Origin of the sequence: Crossiella sp. CA198, assembly GCF_052078295.1 — a bacterium.
GTDB lineage: Bacteria > Actinomycetota > Actinomycetes > Mycobacteriales > Pseudonocardiaceae > Crossiella.
On the sequence record NZ_JBQJIM010000018.1, the window covers coordinates 176408 to 192261 of the forward strand.

Sequence of the window (15854 nt, forward strand, 5' to 3'; positions counted from 1 at the left end):
CTTCTGTGGTGGGTTGCGGTTCAGCCGTTCGGTCGCACCGGCAGCTCGACCAGCGAGCGGATCAGCACACTGCTGCGGTAGTTCAGTTCCGCCGCGGGCACCGCCAGCGACACCTCCGGGAAGCGGGCCAGCAGACCGCCGATCGCGGTGGCCGCCTCCAGCCGGGCCAGCGGCGCGCCCACGCAGTAGTGGATGCCGTGGCCGAAGCCGAAGTGACCGCCCAGCACCCGGTCCAGGTCCAGCTCGTCCGCGTTCTCGAACTTGTTGCTGTCCCGGTTGGCCGAGCCCAGACCCACCAGCAGCAGCTGGTCGGCCGGCACGGTCACCTCGCCCAGGGTCAGCGGTTCGGTGGTCATCCGGATGGTGCCGGTGATCACCGGGCCGTCGTAGCGGAGCAGCTCCTCGATCGCGTTGTGGATGCGCTCGGGCTTGGCCTTCAGCTCGGCCAGCTGCTCGGGATGGGTGAGCAGCGCGCGCACCCCGTTGCCGATCAGGTTCGCCGTGGTCTCGTGCCCGGCCACCAGCAGCAGGAACGCCATCGCGACCAGCTCGCCCTGGGTCAGCGAATCGTTGTCGTCGCTGGCCTGGATCAGGTCGGAGAGCAGGTCGTCGGTGGGCGTGATGCGCTTGGTCTCGATCAGCTGGACCAGGTAGGCGGCCAGGTCCTGGCTGTCCTTGGCCTGCTCCTGCGGGTCGTTGGAGTTGCCCAGCAACGAGTTGGACCAGCGGCGGAAGTCGGCCTGGTCCTGCTCGGGCACGCCGAGCAGCTCGCAGATCACGGTGACCGGCAGCGGGAAGGCCATCGTCTCCATCAGATCGACCACCTCGCCCCCGGCGGCCACCTGGTCCAGCAGCTCAGCGGTGATCTGCTCGATCCGCGGCCGCAACTGCTCCACCCGGCGCGGGGTGAAGGCCTTGGCCACCAGCTTGCGCAGCCGGGTGTGCTGCGGCGGGTCGCTGTTGAGCATGTGCCCGCCCAGCGCCTCGGCGAACTGCGGCGCGCCCTCCGGCGCGGTCCTGGTGATCAGCTCACGCAGCCGGGCGGAGTCCTTGCTGACCGTAGGAGAGGTCAGCGCCACCTTCACGTCCTCGTAGCGGGTGACCACCCACATGTCGAAGGAGCGATTGGGCAGCGAGGTCTTGTGCACGGGCAGCTGCTGGCGCAGCTTCGCGTAGATCGGGTACGGATCCCGCATGTACGACTGATCGAACATAGCCAGATCCGGCAGCGGCTCGGCCGCCGCGGCGGTGTCGTTGACCATTCCGGTGCTCTCCCCAAATCCGTCCCGGATTCACATACGTCACCGTATTGTGAACATCGTTAACTCAACGATTTCCGACCCTACTCCGCTCCCGGACCCGCACAATGTCACCCGTTCAGAGCAACGTGCCACAGGTCGGGAAAGTTCCCAACGGTATACACATAACCATCGTGGCTCACTAACGTGTGACCGTGCCTACGACGCCACAGCGCCGCCTCGTCCATGTCGTCCCGCACACGCACTGGGATCGCGAGTGGTACGAGCCGTTCCAGCGGTTCCGGTTGCGGCTGGTGGACCTACTTGATGAGGTGCTGCCCCGGCTGGCGGCCGATCCGGAGCTGCGCTTCACCCTGGACGGCCAGACCGCGGCGGTGGACGACTACCTGGAGATCCGGCCCGAGGCATTCGACCAGGTCCGGGACCTGGTGCGACGCGGTCAGCTCGCGGTCGGGCCGTGGCGGGTGCTCGCGGACTCCTTCCTGTGCTCAGGGGAGAACCTGGTGCGCAACCTGGAGATCGGCCTGGCCCGTGCGGCGGAACTGGGTGGCGCGATGCCGGTGGCCTACCTGCCGGACCAGTTCGGGCACGCCGCCCAGTTGCCGCAGGTGTTGCGCGGCTTCGGTTTCCGCCAGGCGTGTCTGTGGCGCGGAGTTCCGTCCATTGTGGACAGTAATGGGTTCGCCTGGGTGGCCCCGGACGGGTCCGCGGTGCGCACCGAGTACCTGCCCGGCGGCTACGGCAACGCGGCCGTGCTGTTCAGTGATCGGGACGCCACCCAGGGCCGGGCCGAGGACTTCGCCGAGCGGATGCGCACCTGGTTCGGCGCGGACGAGGTGCTGGCCATGTACGGCGCGGATCACGGCGGGCCGCTGCCCTCGCTGACCGAGCAGGTGCGCGCGGTCAGCGCCGCCGACTCCCCGGTCATGCTGCGGCTGGCCACCCTGACCGAGGCGCTCGCCTGCCGGGACCTGTCCGCGGAACTCCTTGAGGTGCACGGCGAACTGCGCAGTCACGCCAGGGCGAACCTGCTGCCGGGCGTGCTCTCGGTGCGGGCCCCGGTGAAGCAGGCCATGGCCGCGGCCGAGCGGATGGTGCAGCGTTACGCCGAACCCCTTGCCGCACTGTGGTTCCCGGCCGCGGCCCGCCCGTTCGCGGAGATGGCCTGGCAGCGCCTGGTGGACGCCTCCTGCCACGATTCGGTCACCGGCTGCGGCGCGGACAGCACCGCGGCGCAGGTGGCCGGCCGGATCGCGGAGGCCGAGCAGCTCGGTTCGGCGGTGCGGGACCGGGTGGTGGACGCCCTCGCCAACCGGGTGCCAGGGGACGCGGTGCTGGTGGTGAACCCGAGTCCGTGGCCACGCCAGGACCTGGTGCGGTGTTCGCCGGTGGCCGAGGAAGCGTGGGCGGCGGTGGAGTTCGAGCTGCCGGACGGGCGGCGGGTGCAGGCCCAGGAGGTGGACCGGCCCGAGCGGGTGCTGGTGTCGGCGGAGTTCCCGGCCGCGGAGATCGCGGAAGCGGTGCGGCGGCGGACCTTCGGGCAGGTGATGTACGACCGGGCGGTGCGGCAGGCCGTGATCGGCGAGGGCGTGGTGGAGTTCGCCGTGGGACGACTGGGGAATCCGGCCTACGACGTGGAGCGGTTCGCCACGGAAACGGCGGCCCGGTCCGGGGAACATCCGGTGTGGGAACTGCGGGTGGTGGACGAGCCGCGGCGGGAACTCCTGGCCGTGATCCCGGTGCCACCGCTGGGCTGGACCGGGATCCGGGCGGTCGAAGCCACCGGACCGGCCGACGCGCCGGTGTCCCTTGTGGACGGTGTGCTGAGCAACGGCCTGGTCTCGGTCTCCGTGCTGGACGACGGCACCCTGCGGATCACCGGCGCGGACGGCGCCGTGCTCGACGGGGTCGGCCGGATCTGCGACGGCGGTGACGCCGGGGACAGCTACAACTACGGCCCGCCGGTGGCCGACCTGCTCGTGCACGAGCCGGTGGCGATCCTGGTCTGCCCGGACGCGCCGGGACCTCTGCTCGGCGGGTACACCGTGTACCGCACCTATGAATGGCCGATCGGGCTGGCCGATGCGGCCGGAACCGCGCGGGCGGGGAAAGCGGCCGCGACCGAGGTGTCCATGGCGGTGGAACTGCGGGCCGGGGAGCCGTTCGTCCGGGTAGAGATCCGGTTCGAGAACCGCAGCCGCGACCACCGGGTGCGCTGGCACCTGCCGGTGGGCGAGGTGGCCGGATCGCGGGCCGAGGGGCAGTTCGGCGTGGTGGCACGGGGGTTGAGCAATGAGGGCGGCAACGGCGAGGCGCCACTGCCCACCTTCCCGGCCTCGGGGTTCGTCACGGCCGGGCAGGCCACCGTGTTGCTGGAGCAGGCCACCGAGTACGAGATCACCGGCGGCGAACTGGCGCTGACCCTGCTGCGTTCGGTGGGCGCGATCAGCCGGAACCTGCACCCATTGCGGGCCGAACCGGCCGGGCCGACCACGCCGATCCCCGGCGCGCAGGAACTCGGCTGGCGCACCGCCCGGTTCGGCATCGCGGTCGGCGCCCGATCAGACGCCGAGGCGATGGAACTGGTGGAGCGGTTCACCCTGCCACTGGTCAGCGCGCCGGGCACCGGGGAGCACGGCCACCTGGGTGACGCGGTGGGCCTGGCGGTCGAGGGCGCGGTGGTGAGCGGGGTGCGGGAACGGGAAGGCGAACTGGAGGTGCGCCTGGTCGCCTACTCCGACAAGCCCGTGCCGACCGTGCTGCGCTGGCCCGGCCTGGCCACCGCGCGGGTGACCGACCTGGCCGGGAACGTGGTGGGAAAGCTGGATGTGGCAGACGACTCCGTGGAGTTGGTGTTGCGGGGCTGGGAGATCGCGACGGTCCGGCTGGGTCAGGGGTTGCCGCAGAGGGTGATCATGCCGCCCTCGTGATCGGTGAGCACGTGACCGCCCGGACCGGCGGCGGGCAGCCTGCCCTCGGTCCGGGCCTCGTACCGGCTGCCGTCCGGACCGTACAGCAACGCCCCCGAAGCACCGACCAGCATCAGGTCGCCGTCCACCGGCAGCAGCACCGGCGCGTCCGGGTTGGCGCTGATCGCGGTGCGGCCGGCGCGCAACGCGTCCAGGGCGGCCTTGGCCAGTTCGCCTGGGCCGTAGGCGTTCTCGTCCACGGCCAGCCAGGTGGTCGGGTTGCCGGGTTCGGCGTCCGCACCGCGGCCGTGGAAGTCACTGCCGCCCACCGGGGTGACCTGCATGCCCCAGGACCGCCAGAAGGCAAGGGGGCCACCCCAGGTCGGGCTCCACCAGCTGGAGTGCCAGATCTCGGCCAGTGGTGGGCGGACGGGCATCGGATCGCGCCAGGAGCAGTCGCCGGAAAGCGGGTGGTTGATGGACAGCAGTCCGCCGCGTTCCTCCACAGTGGACAGCCATTCGGCCGGGGGCCGACGGAAGTCGATCCAGCCGATGTCGCCGAAGGCGTTGGCGTGCCCCGAATCGGTGGTGACCTCCTGGCCGGGGATCAGCGCGATGCCGTACCGGTCCCCGACCTCGGCCAGTTCGGCGTGGTGCGCGACGGTGTTGTGGTCGGTGACGGCCAGTGCGGACAGGCCATTGGACACCGCCAGCGCGGCCAGCTCCGGCACGGTGAGTTTGCCGTCGGAGTGCAGGGTGTGCGAGTGCAGGTCGGCCGGGATCCAGCGCAGGCCCGCGGTGGCCGGCAACTGCCGCACCGGCCGCGGTGCGGGCGCGAGCGGGGCAGGCGGCGCGACCTCGACGAAGGCCGGGCCGAGGGTGACCTCGACCTGGGCGTGCGCGCCCTCCGGCGGGATCCGGTGCAGGCCAAGGACAACCCGCCACTCCCCCGGTTCCGGTTCGCCGGGCAGGTAGCCGGGGGTGGCGGTCTCGGCGGTGATGGCGAAGCGGCGGCGGGCCGACCCGGACCAGCCACGCCAGCCCGCCGGACCGGCGCAGCCGATGTCCAGGATGGCCGGGTCGGCGTAGGTCAGTTCGACCGTGATGCCCGCACAGCCCGGCGGTACCTCGAACGGCAGCTCCAGCCATCGGTTCGCGGACCGCTGCTCGCGGGTGATCAGTCCACTGTGGATGATCATGCGGACACCGGTTCCGGGCTCAGCAAAGAGCCCTCGGCGTCGAAAAGCAGCAGTCTGCCGGGTTCGGGGACCGCGGTGACAGTGCTGCCGATGGGGGGTTCGTCCTGTTCCGGCACGGTGACGCCGACCAGCACGCCGCCCGCGCATTCCAGGGACACCAGGGAACTCACCCCGAGGTTCTCCACCGTCGACACCACGCCGGAGATCCCGCCGGCTGTGCCCTGGGGGGCGAGCCGGAGGTACTCGGGGCGGATGCCCGCCGTGACCTTGTCGCCGTCGGACACGGCCAGACCCAGGGGCCGACCCAGCCTCGCATCTGCCACCTCCACCTCGTCCTCGACGACCACCGCGTCGAGCAGGTTCATCGGGGTGGACCCGATGAAGTTCGCCACGAACACACTCGCCGGCCGCTGGAACACCTCACGCGGGCTGCCCAGCTGCCGGATCTTCCCGGACTCCATCACCGCGATCCGGTCGGCCAGGGCAAGGGCCTCGGCCTGGTCGTGGGTGACGAAGACCGTGGTGATGCCCAGTTCCCGTTGCAGTCGCTTGAGGAAGGTGCGCGCCTCCAGCCGCAGCCGGGCGTCCAGATTGGACAGTGGCTCGTCCAGCAGCAGCACCTCCGCGCCCATCGCGATGGCGCGGGCCAGCGCGACCCGCTGCTGCTGGCCGCCGGAGAGCTGGGCGGGACGGCGCTCCAGGAGTCCGGCCAGGCTCAGCCCGGCCGAGGTGGACTCGGCGACCTCGCGTTGCGCTGCCTTGCTCTGCCCGCGCACCCGCAGCGGGTAGCCGATGTTCTCCGCCACGGTCATGTGCGGGAACAGCGCGTAGTCCTGGAACACCATGGCCACCCCGCGCTTGCCGGGATCGACCGCGGTGACGTTGTTGTCCCCAATGGTGATCGTGCCCGCGTTGGCCTGCTCCAGGCCCGCGATGGTGCGCAGCAGCGTGGTCTTGCCGCAGCCGGAAGGACCGAGCAGCGCGAAGAACTCGCCGTCGGCGATGCGCAGGTCGAGATCGTCCACCGCGCGCACCCCGTTGGGGTACACAGTGGACAGTGCGGTGATGTCGATACCGGCCATCAGCTCTTGATCCCTCCGTGGAAGCGGAACCCGTAGCGTTTGCTGACGATCAGGTACAGCAGCACCACCGGTATCGAGTACAGCAGTGAGAACACCGGGATCACGGTGAGGTTGGCGCTGCCGCCCTCGTCCTGCAGGGTGCGCAGCAGCACCGCGGCCGGTTGCGCCTCGACCTCGCGCAGCAGCAGGAACGGCAGCAGGAAGTTGCCCCAGGCGTTGACGAAGGCCCACACCAGGATGGTCGCGATGCCGGGCCTGGCCACCGGCAGCACCACGTGCCGCAGCACCTGGCCCGGCGATGCGCCGAAGACCCTGGCCGACTCCTCGTAGGAGCGCGGCACCGAGTCCATGAAGTCCTTGAGGATGAAGATGGCCGCGGGCAGCATGCCGCCTGCGATCACCAGCGCGGTGCCGTACTGGGAGTTGATCAGGCCGAGCTGGAACATCATCACGAAGATCGGCACCATCGCGGCGGTGCCGGTGACCACGCTGGAGAGCAGCAACAGCAGGTACAGCAACAGGTCCCGGCCGGGGATGCGCACCCTGGAGAGCGCGTAGGCGGCCAGCGCGGCGCACACCGTGGTCACGATGGTGGCGATCCCGCACAGCAGCAACGAGTTCAGCAGCGAGGTGAGCGCGTACGGATGCTCCAGGGTCTTGCCGATGTTGTCCAGGGTCCACTCCGGCCAGCGCAGGCCGAGGCCGGGCCGGGCGCCGAAGGGCGCGCTGGCCAGCCACAGCATCGGCACCGCGAAGAAGAACAGCACCGCCGCGATCAGCGTGTAGAAACCGATCCGGCGCACCAGGAACTTCACGCTCATGCGCGCCTCCGCAGCAGTCGCAGGTACAGCCCGGCCACCACCAGGTTGGCCACCAGCAGCAGCAGCGAGATCGCCGAGGCGTAGCCGAGCTGCCCGCCCTCCAGGGCCTGTCGGTAGATGAACACCGGCAACGTCTCCGAGGCGTGGTTGGGGCCGCCCGCGGTGAGCAGGAACGGGGTGAAGTCGTTGGCGGTCCACAGGCTGATCAGCAGCGTGTTGGTCAGCACGTGCCCTCGGATGTGCGGGAACACCACGTCCCGCACGGTCTGCCAGCCGCTGGCGCCGACCAGTCTCGCGGTCTCCAGTTGCGAGGGCGGCACCGCGGCCAGCGCCGAGGAGTAGAGCAGCATGGAGAACGCGGTGCCGCGCCAGATGTTGAACAGGATGATCGAGATCAGCGGGTACCGCACCAGCCAGGCGGTGCCCTCGGTGCCCAGCAACAGGTTCAGCGTGCCGCCGTCCCGGTCCAGCACGGCGAACCAGAGGAAGGCGACCACCGTGCTGGGCAGGATCCAGGCCAGCAGCACCAGGCTCTCGGTGAGCCTGCGCAGCCAGGGCCGGGCCCCGCGCAGCAGCCAGGCCAGGCCGAAGCCGAGCAGGTTCTGCCCGATCACCGCGGAGCCGAGCACGAACAGCACGGTCAGCCACAGCGAGTTGCGGAACAGCGTGTCGCCCAGCGCGGTGAGGAAGTTGTCGATGCCGATGACCTGTGGATTGGCCGCGGCCGGGCCGGTGAGCTGGTAGTCGGTGATGCCGATGTAGAGCGTCCACAGCGCCGGGAACACCAGGAACAGCGCGATCAGGGCGAGCGCTGGCAGCACGAACCCGATCGCGCGGCCCACGCCGAGCCCGGCCACGTCGGCGATCCCGCCCTTCCGCGACGGAGTGTCCACAGTGGACTCCGCCGCGGGGGTGAGGTCAACCGGCGTCGACATTGGACTCGCCGACGATCTTGGACAGCGCGGCCCGGTAGTTCGACAGCGCCTCGGCCACACTGCGCCCGGCGATGACGTCGGCGGTGGCCTGTTGCAGGGCCGCGGACACCCGCGGGTACCCGGCCACCGGCGGCCGGTACTGGGTGATCGGCAGCACCTCGCGGGCCACGTAGGACAGCATCGGGTCGCCGGCCAGGACCTGGTCGTTGACATCGGCGCGGGCGGTGACCTGCGCGCCGCCGCCCATCCGCGCCTTGATCGACTCGGCCGAGTTCATGAACTGCAGCAGCTCCCAGGCCTGCCGCGGGTACTTGGTGGCCGGGTTGACCACGTTGACCGCGCCGCCGGACATGCTCACGAAGTCCCGGCCGCCCACGCCGGGCTGCCGGGCCGGGATCTTCGCCCAGCCCACGACCTGGTCCCGGTCGGCCATCTTGGCCACGCCGCGGGTTGGTTCGACCACCCCGCGCCACAGGTAGTCGCTCTCGATCATGATGCCGAGCTTGCCCTCGGCGAACTGGGCGAAGGACTTGTCCCGGCCCTTGGCCTCCTGCTGGGTCAGCGGATCGCCGAGGCCCTCGCGGTAGACCTTGGCGTAGAACTCCAGCACCTCGCCCATGGCCGGGCCTGCCTGCCACTTCCCGTCCCGGTACAGCGGCTTCCCGGCACTGGCCAGCATCGGCAGCACGCCCTGCATGGTGGTCGCCTCACCCATCGCGGTGCCCGCGTTGACCTGCAATGGGGTCACTCCGGGCAGTTTTTTCAGCACCGCGGCCGCCTCTAGGAGGTCGGTCCAGCTCTTCGGCTGCCAGTCCGTGGGCAGTCCGGCCTGGGCGAACAGCTTCTTGTTGAAGAAGAGCACCCGGCCGTCGGTGCCGTCCGGGATGCCGTAGCGCCGGTCGCCGAAGCTGCCCAGCCCCTGCACGGACTTGGGGATCTGCGCCCAGCCCTCCCAGGCGTCCACCCGGTCCTTGCCGAGCAGCTCGTCGAGGGGTTTGAGCTGCCCGGCCTCGGCGAACTCGCCGACCCAGATGCCGTCGATGGTGAGCACGTCCGCGCCGCCGCCGGTCTTGAGGTCCAGCGCGACCTTGGTCTTGTAGTCCTCGTCACCGGCGCCGCTGCCCTCGAACTTCACCGTGACGGTGACGCCCTTGGCCTGCTGCGCCGCGGTGAACTTCGGGATCACCCACTCGGTGACCCAGGCCGCGCGGGCGGCGTTCTTGCCGCCGACCACGGAGTTGCCGGTGATGGTGAGCGTCAGCTCCTTCGCGTCGGCGTTGCGGGCGGTGTCGGTCTGCTGGGGGCTGCCGAGACATCCGGCGAGCAAGCCCAGTGACGCGACCACAACGAGCGGAGTCGCGAGCTTGCGCATCCGCCACCTCCTCGGAGCCGGTAGTTCACCTGGCTGATCTACGTGGGGTGAAATAGTCACCAGACCGGGCGGAAGATGACAAGGGTCACATCTCGGGTTTTTCCGTCGGTGGGTGCGCCCCGACGGTGATCGCGGGGACGGGGTAGGTTTTTGTCCGTGGTGTCGCCCGATCCCGTGGACATGCGCCTGCTCGCCCTGCTGGCCGAGTCAGGGCGCGCGGCTCCCGTGCACGAGATCGCGGCCAGGGCCGGTCTGGATCCGCGGGAGGCCGCCTCCCGGCTGGTGGCGTTGTCGGCCAGCGGGTTGCCGCTGATCGTCGGCGTGGAGTTCGATCCGAACGGCCTGCGTGGCGCGCTGGCCGCGGCCGGGGCGTGGACCGGTTTCCCGCCTGCCGCACCACCGCCCGCCGCACCACCGCCCGCGCCGATGTACGGCCCGCCCGGTTACGGCGTGCCGAACGGACCCGGTCCGGCCTACGGCACCCCCAGCGGTCCCTACCCGGCGCACGGCACCCCCAGCGGCCCCTACGGCACGCCGAGCGGCCCCTACCCCGGTCCACACGGGACACCCAGCGGTCCGTACGGCACCCCGAGCGGCCCGTACCCGGCGCAGCAACCGGGGAATCGCACCGGCGCCTACCCGCCGCCGCCCCCGGCCTACCCGCCCAGCGGCGGCTTCCCGGCCCAGCCACCTCTCGCCCAGCCGTTCCCGGCCGCCGGCGCGGATCCGATGAGCACCTGGGGCCCGCCGCAGTCGGCGGCCTGGGCCCGCGGCGACCAGCCGACGGTGACCACCGCCCCGGCGGCGAACAGCCGCACGGGCGTGGTCGGCGGCGCGCTGGAAACCGAGGGCCAGGAAGGCGAACGCCTGGTCATCCAGCTGGTCGAGGTGGTCGATCCGGCCGACTTCCTGTTCACCGCGGCCGGGTACCGGCTGCAAGAGGGCGAACGTTCGGTGGTGGTGCACACCGAGCTGCACAACCGCGGCCCGGTGCCCTTCGCCTCGCTGCCGGACCTGTACCTGGTGCTGGTCACCGACGACGGGCAGCACATCTCCAAGGCCCCGGTGGCGCTGTCCTCCCGGCCGCCGCACCGGATCGGCGTGGCGCCGGGCGAGACCGCGGGCGGGCACACGGTGTACGTGCTGCCGGAGTCGTTGCGGCTCACCCACATCCGGTGGAGCCCGCACCCCGGCGACGAGGCGCACAGCCTGACCTGGGCGATCGAGGACTGACCGGCTCAGGGCCTGCGGTCGATCCGGAAGCCGTTGCGCCAGACCGCGGCGATGCCCGGCAGCGCGGTGATGTCCTCGGTCGGATCACCCTCGACGAGCACCAGGTCCGCGCGCAGGCCGGGCCTGATCCGGCCGCGGTCGCGCAGCCCGAAGTGCCGGGCGGGCGCCGAGGTGGCCGCGGTGAGCGCGGCGATCGGGGTGAGCCCGGCCTGGACCAGCAGCTCCAGCTCGAAGAGCAGGCCGATCGCGTTGGGCAGGCCCGGATTGGCGCCGTCGGTGCCGGCCAGGATCGGCACGCCCGCTTTGGCCAGGGCCCGGATGTTGAAGTTCAGCGCGTCCAGGTCCGGCTTGTCACCGGGGAAATCCTTCGGGAACCGGCGATCGGCGAAGACCCGCTGCTTCTCGGAGAGGTACGGCGTGACCCGCGGATCGGTGTAGCGCCGGTGGTAGGCGGGCTGGTTGAGCAGCGAGTGGAAGATGGCCAGGGTGCTGGTGACGAACGCGCCGGAGCGGGCCGCCAGCCACAGCTCCTCCCGGTTCAGCCCGCGGTCCTGCGGGGTGTGGATCAGTCCGTCCACCCCGGCCCGCAGCAGCCAGCGGGCGTCCGCGGCCATGGACACGTGCGCCAGGCTCAGCACACCGCGTTCCCTGGCACGCCGGATGATCGCGCTGCCCTGGTCCGGAGAGATCGTGGGCCAGGGGTCGCTGGTCACCATCGGCTCAACCACGAACTTGATGTAGTCCGAGCCCTCGGCCAGCCGGTCGTCGACGTGCTGAGCCGGTGACATTCCCGGCCGCAGCCAGGGAAAGTCCTTCGGCAGGCCCAGCTGCGAACCGTGGCCGCCGGGCACGGTGATCATCGCTCCGGCGGTCCACAGATCGGCCGCCGTGGTGGCCCGGTCGGACTGCCGGGCGGCCACGTAGTCGCCGAGGTCGGCCCGCAGCCGCGGGATGAGGTTGAACATGTCCAGCTCGGTGGTGACGCCGAACCGCGGTGAGTCCGACCGCGGGATCCCGTGGTCGTGGATGTGCGCGTCGATCAGTCCTGGCAGCAGGGTCCGGCCCCGGCCGTCGATCTCCTCCAGTCCGGCGGCCGGGGCCGGGCCGCGGGTCACGCTGGCGATCCGGCCGCCCGCGCAGACCACCGTCAGGCCATCCAGGACCCGCTCACCGTCGAAGACCCGGGCGCCCCGGATCGCGAAGGCGGTGCGGACCGGGTCGGCGGCGGCCGGTACCGCCAGTGCGGCGGCCCCCACACCCGCGACCGCGGCCTTGAGCAACGTTCGTCGTCCCACCGTGCACATAACCCCTCCGATACAATTGACTCGCTATCGATTCGAACGTATCAGAGTCGGCTATGCTGACGGGGTGGAGAACCTGACCGTGCCCGAGGCCCGCCGGCACGCCATCGGCGCCGCCCTGCTCCGGATCGTGGCCAGGGACGGCCTGGACGGCGTCAGCCTGCGCGCGGTGGCCACCGAGGCCGAGACCTCGCTGGGCATGGTGCAGCGGCAGTTCGCGGACAAGGACGAGCTGCTGCGCTCCGCCCTCCGGCAGACCGGCGCGGCCACCGCCGAACGGATCCGGCGGATCCCGAAGCGCGCCCCGGTGCTGGACACGCTACGCCGGATCGCCGACGAGCTGCTGCCCCTGGACGAGCAGCGGATCATCGAGGCGCGGGTGTACTACGCCTTCACCGCGAAAGCCATGACCCGCAACGATTTCGCGGGGCTGGTCCAGGCCCAGGACGCGGAGTTCCAGGCAATCCTGGCGGCCAGTTTCCGGGCTGCCGAGGAGTCCGGCGAGATCCCGCCCGGCCAGGACCACGCCGCCCTGGCCCGGTTGTTCAGCTCGGCCCTGGACGGCGTGAGCCTGGCCCTGCTCACCCGCGCACCGGACTCCCCCGCCGCGGACATCGTGGCCGGACTGGACGCGGCACTGGCCCTGATCACCCGGCCCTAGACCACCGGCCGGGTGCCGCCGTCGGCCGGGCCGTGCCTGCGCAGTTCGGTCCAGGCCCGCTCCAGGCGGTCCACCAGCTCGTCCAGCACCGGTTCCGGGAAGGTGAACGGCAGCCGGATGTAGTGGTCGTGCCCGCCGTCGGGGTCCATGGCCGCGCCGGGCACCACCTCCACCCCGTGCCGCAACGCGACCTGGGCGAACACCGCGGCGTCCACCCCTGGCAGCGCGATCCACAGCGCCGAGCCGGCCCGCGGTTCCCGCCACCGCCACTCCGGCAGCCGGGTGCGCACCAGGCCGCTGAGGTGACGCAGGCGCTGCCGCAGGATCACCGCGCGGACCTGGGCGATCTCGGGCAGCCGGGGCAGCAGGCGGGCGGCCAGGGCCTGGTCCAGCAGCGGACTGCCCATGTCGGCGAGCACCTTGGCCCTGGCGAGCCGGTCGATGATGCCGCGCGGTCCGCGCACCCAGCCGATCCGCAGCCCCGCCCACACCGGTTTGGCCAGTGAGCCCACGCTGAGCACCTCCACCGAGGGGTGTGCGAAGGCGGCCACTGGTGGTGGCAACGGGTCGCCGTGCCCGGCGGTGACGTAGGCGTTGTCCTCTAGCACCGCGAACCCGTGTGCCCTGGCCAGTTCGGTGATCCGGGCCCGGCGGCCTGCCGAGGTGAGCACGCCGGTCGGGTTGTGGAAGGTGGGCATCAGGTACAGCAGATCCGGCCGGTGCCGGGCGGCCGCGGCGGCGAGCAGGTCAGGACGCAGGCCGTCCTCGTCGATCGGCACCCCCACCACGGTCGCGCCGCCTGCCCGCAGGATGTCCACCGAGCCGGGCCAGCCGGGCGATTCGACCAGCACGGTGGCGCCGCGGTCCAGGTACAGCCCGGCGACCAGCGCGATGGCCTGGTGCGCGCCGGTGGTCACCACGATCTCCGCGGCGGTGCTGGGCAGGCCGAGGCCGGTCAGGTGGGTGGCGATGGCCTCGCGCAGCGCGGGCAGCCCGCGCGGGTGGTAGCCGCCGTCGGCCAGCAGCGCGGGCAGATCGGCCTCGACCAGCTCGCGCAGGGCCGCGGCCAGTTCGGGCACGGCCGGTTCGATGGCCTGCGCCAGGGAGATCGTCTGGCCGGGCCGGTCCACCAGCAGGTCCAGCATCGGTCCGGACCGCCCGCCGCGCACCCGCCCGTCCGGCCGCACCCTGGCGGTGGTGTGCGGGCTGACCGTGGTGCCGCTGCCCCGCCTGCTGGACAGCACGCCCTGCTCGCGCAGCCGGTCGTAGGCGGCCACCACGGTGGCCCGGCTGACCGCCAGCGCGCCGGCCAGTCCGCGTTCGGCGGGCAACCGGGTGCCGCGCGGCAGCGTGCTCTCGGCCACCAGGTCGCTGATCGCCGCGGCCAGCCGCTGGTACCTCGGCCCGCTCCGGCCAGTCCAGTCACCCAGCAGCCGGACCAGTTCGGCCGGATCGGCGAAACGGTCCACTTTCGCCTCCATTGGCAGGTCAACACGGTGAGCTTGCCGCGAAGACTAGTCCCCTGAGTGGTCCATCTACCGAAGTGGACTGGAATCTGGACAGGTGAATCACGATCATGAACATCCATGCCCGACTACGCGCCGTGCACGACCTCAGCATGCCAAGGGCCAGGGAGGTCGCCGGCCTGCACGAGTACGACGGCCGGGCGCAGGACCTGTCCGCGGCCGGGGTGCGGCGCGGCCTGACCACCCTGGGACAGGGGGACCGCGCGGCCGATTCGGACGACGAGATCCGGCTGCGCGCGGCCGAGCAGTCGCTGCGGGTGCGTCTCGGTGACCTGGCCCGGCACCGGAGCGATCCGCTGCTGCACGTGGCCAACCTCGACCTCGCCGGATATGAGCGGGAGTACGCCTCGGCCGGGCAGCGGCGGACCGCCCGGCAGGCCCACCTGTGGCAGTGGCCGGACGCGGTGGCCGTCGCCATCGAGACCCTGGACCGGGTCACCGCTCCCGCCGCCCGCGCCGCCTGCCCCGCCGCCCGCGGCCTGGCCGCCCTGATCCGCGACGACGACCACGGCGCCGGGCCCGCGCGGGCCGCGATCGCCCGGCTGGTCGCGCACCTGGACGCGGTGGCCGGGCAGGGCGAGCCCGCCGCCGCGCTCGGCGGTCCCGCGCTGACCCGGCTGCTCGCCGCCGATGAGGCCATCGACGTCAACCTGACCGAGCTGGCCGAACGCGCCGACGCCGAACGTCACCGGGTGCGCGCCCTGCTGGACGAGTCCTGCCGCCGCATCGACCCGCTCGGCAGCACCAAGGCCACCATGAAGACCCTGCTCGCCGACCGCCCCACCCCGGACCAGCTGCCCGCCTGGACCAGGGCCACCGTGCTGGAGGTGCTGGAGTGGGCAGCCGGACTGGGCCTGCCCACCGACGGCACCTGCCTGGTCGGACTGGTGCCGCCCTCGCAGCCGTGGCAGGTCGCCACGATGACCGCCGCCGCCCCCGCCGAACCGGATGGGCCGAGCTGGTTCCGGGTCAACCCCGGTGATCCGTCCTGGTCCGCGGCCCAGCGCCGGGACTGGCTGAGCATGTTCGCCCGGCACGCGCTGCCGGTGATCGCGCTGCACGAGGTCGCCCCCGGTCACTTCACCCACGGCCGGGCGCTGCGCGAGGCCACCACCGAGGTGCGCCGCACGCTGATCCACGACGGGTTCAGCGAGGGCTGGGCGCACTACGTGGAGGAACTCGCCCTGGAGGAGGGCTTCCGGGGCGGCGATCCGCGCTTCGCCGCGGCGGTGGCCAGGGACGCGCTGCTGCGGGTGACCCGGATGGCCTGCGTCATCGGCCTGCACACCGGCACGATGACTCAGCAGGAGGCCGTGCAACGGTTCAAGACGGACGCCTTCCTGGCCGGTCCGGCCGCGGAGATCGCGGCGAACCGGGTTGTGCTGAATCCCACCGGCATCTGTTACACCTGGGGCAAGCTGCTCATCCGCGACCTGCGCGAGCGGGCCCGGCAGGAGTGGGGCGCCGGGTTCTCGTTGCGCCGCTTCCACACCGCGCTGCTCGGCCTCGGCTCGCCGCCACTCGGGCTGCTCGGCACCGCGCTGCGGGCGGGCTGA

At 71.9% G+C, this 15854-nt stretch carries 12 protein-coding genes; 4 read left to right on the plus strand and 8 right to left on the minus strand.

Annotated features, from left to right (window positions below; genetic code table 11):
• Positions 1-20: 20 nt before the first annotated feature.
• Positions 21-1262 carry a cytochrome P450 family protein gene (locus ACTOWY_RS29135; protein WP_441312804.1) on the minus strand — a complete coding sequence of 414 codons (1242 nt, stop codon included), beginning with the start codon at positions 1260-1262 and terminating at the stop codon, positions 21-23.
• A gap of 191 nt (positions 1263-1453) precedes the next feature.
• On the opposite strand from ACTOWY_RS29135, the gene ACTOWY_RS29140 reads away from it, so the two are divergent.
• Positions 1454-4189 carry a hypothetical protein gene (locus ACTOWY_RS29140; protein WP_441312805.1) on the plus strand — a complete coding sequence of 912 codons (2736 nt, stop codon included), beginning with the start codon at positions 1454-1456 and terminating at the stop codon, positions 4187-4189.
• On the opposite strand, the gene ACTOWY_RS29145 is transcribed toward ACTOWY_RS29140, so the two are convergent.
• Genes ACTOWY_RS29145 through ACTOWY_RS29165 form a run of 5 tightly spaced genes read right to left on the minus strand, consistent with a single transcriptional unit; the run spans position 4150 to position 9577 of the window.
• Entirely contained in the window at positions 4150-5367 is a 1218-nt protein-coding gene (locus ACTOWY_RS29145) for a CehA/McbA family metallohydrolase (protein WP_441312806.1), read from the minus strand. The genes ACTOWY_RS29140 and ACTOWY_RS29145 overlap by 40 nt on opposite strands.
• Positions 5364-6449: an ABC transporter ATP-binding protein gene (locus ACTOWY_RS29150; RefSeq protein WP_441312807.1), complete on the minus strand. Its 1086-nt coding sequence runs from the start codon at positions 6447-6449 to the stop codon at positions 5364-5366. Before ACTOWY_RS29150 ends, ACTOWY_RS29145 begins: the two co-directional genes overlap by 4 nt.
• Positions 6449-7270 carry a carbohydrate ABC transporter permease gene (locus ACTOWY_RS29155; protein WP_441312808.1) on the minus strand — a complete coding sequence of 274 codons (822 nt, stop codon included), beginning with the start codon at positions 7268-7270 and terminating at the stop codon, positions 6449-6451. Before ACTOWY_RS29155 ends, ACTOWY_RS29150 begins: the two co-directional genes overlap by 1 nt.
• The gene (locus ACTOWY_RS29160) at positions 7267-8205 is read right to left on the minus strand and encodes a carbohydrate ABC transporter permease (protein WP_441312809.1); all 939 of its coding nucleotides are present in this window, start codon (positions 8203-8205) and stop codon (positions 7267-7269) included. Before ACTOWY_RS29160 ends, ACTOWY_RS29155 begins: the two co-directional genes overlap by 4 nt.
• Positions 8189-9577, minus strand: a complete 1389-nt coding sequence (locus ACTOWY_RS29165) for an extracellular solute-binding protein (protein ID WP_441312810.1) — start codon at positions 9575-9577, stop codon at positions 8189-8191. Before ACTOWY_RS29165 ends, ACTOWY_RS29160 begins: the two co-directional genes overlap by 17 nt.
• Before the next feature lie 156 nt (positions 9578-9733).
• Between ACTOWY_RS29165 and ACTOWY_RS29170 the strand changes: the two genes are divergently transcribed.
• Positions 9734-10810, plus strand: coding sequence for an AsnC family protein (locus ACTOWY_RS29170; RefSeq protein ID WP_441312811.1), 1077 nt, complete (start codon positions 9734-9736; stop codon positions 10808-10810).
• A 5-nt stretch (positions 10811-10815) separates the two neighbouring features.
• Here the strand turns inward: ACTOWY_RS29170 and ACTOWY_RS29175 are convergent, their stop codons facing one another.
• The gene (locus ACTOWY_RS29175; RefSeq protein ID WP_441312812.1) at positions 10816-12105 is read right to left on the minus strand and encodes an amidohydrolase family protein; all 1290 of its coding nucleotides are present in this window, start codon (positions 12103-12105) and stop codon (positions 10816-10818) included.
• Positions 12106-12178: 73 nt separating this feature from the next.
• Between ACTOWY_RS29175 and ACTOWY_RS29180 the strand changes: the two genes are divergently transcribed.
• Positions 12179-12772 carry a TetR/AcrR family transcriptional regulator gene (locus ACTOWY_RS29180; protein ID WP_441312813.1) on the plus strand — a complete coding sequence of 198 codons (594 nt, stop codon included), beginning with the start codon at positions 12179-12181 and terminating at the stop codon, positions 12770-12772.
• Here the strand turns inward: ACTOWY_RS29180 and yczR are convergent.
• A complete protein-coding gene (gene yczR, locus ACTOWY_RS29185; RefSeq protein WP_441312814.1) occupies positions 12769-14241 on the minus strand; it encodes a MocR-like transcription factor YczR in 1473 nt (490 codons plus the stop codon). The genes ACTOWY_RS29180 and yczR overlap by 4 nt on opposite strands.
• A 107-nt stretch (positions 14242-14348) precedes the next feature.
• Here yczR and ACTOWY_RS29190 point away from each other — a divergent pair, with 107 nt between their 5' ends.
• Entirely contained in the window at positions 14349-15854 is a 1506-nt protein-coding gene (locus ACTOWY_RS29190; protein WP_441312815.1) for a DUF885 family protein, read from the plus strand.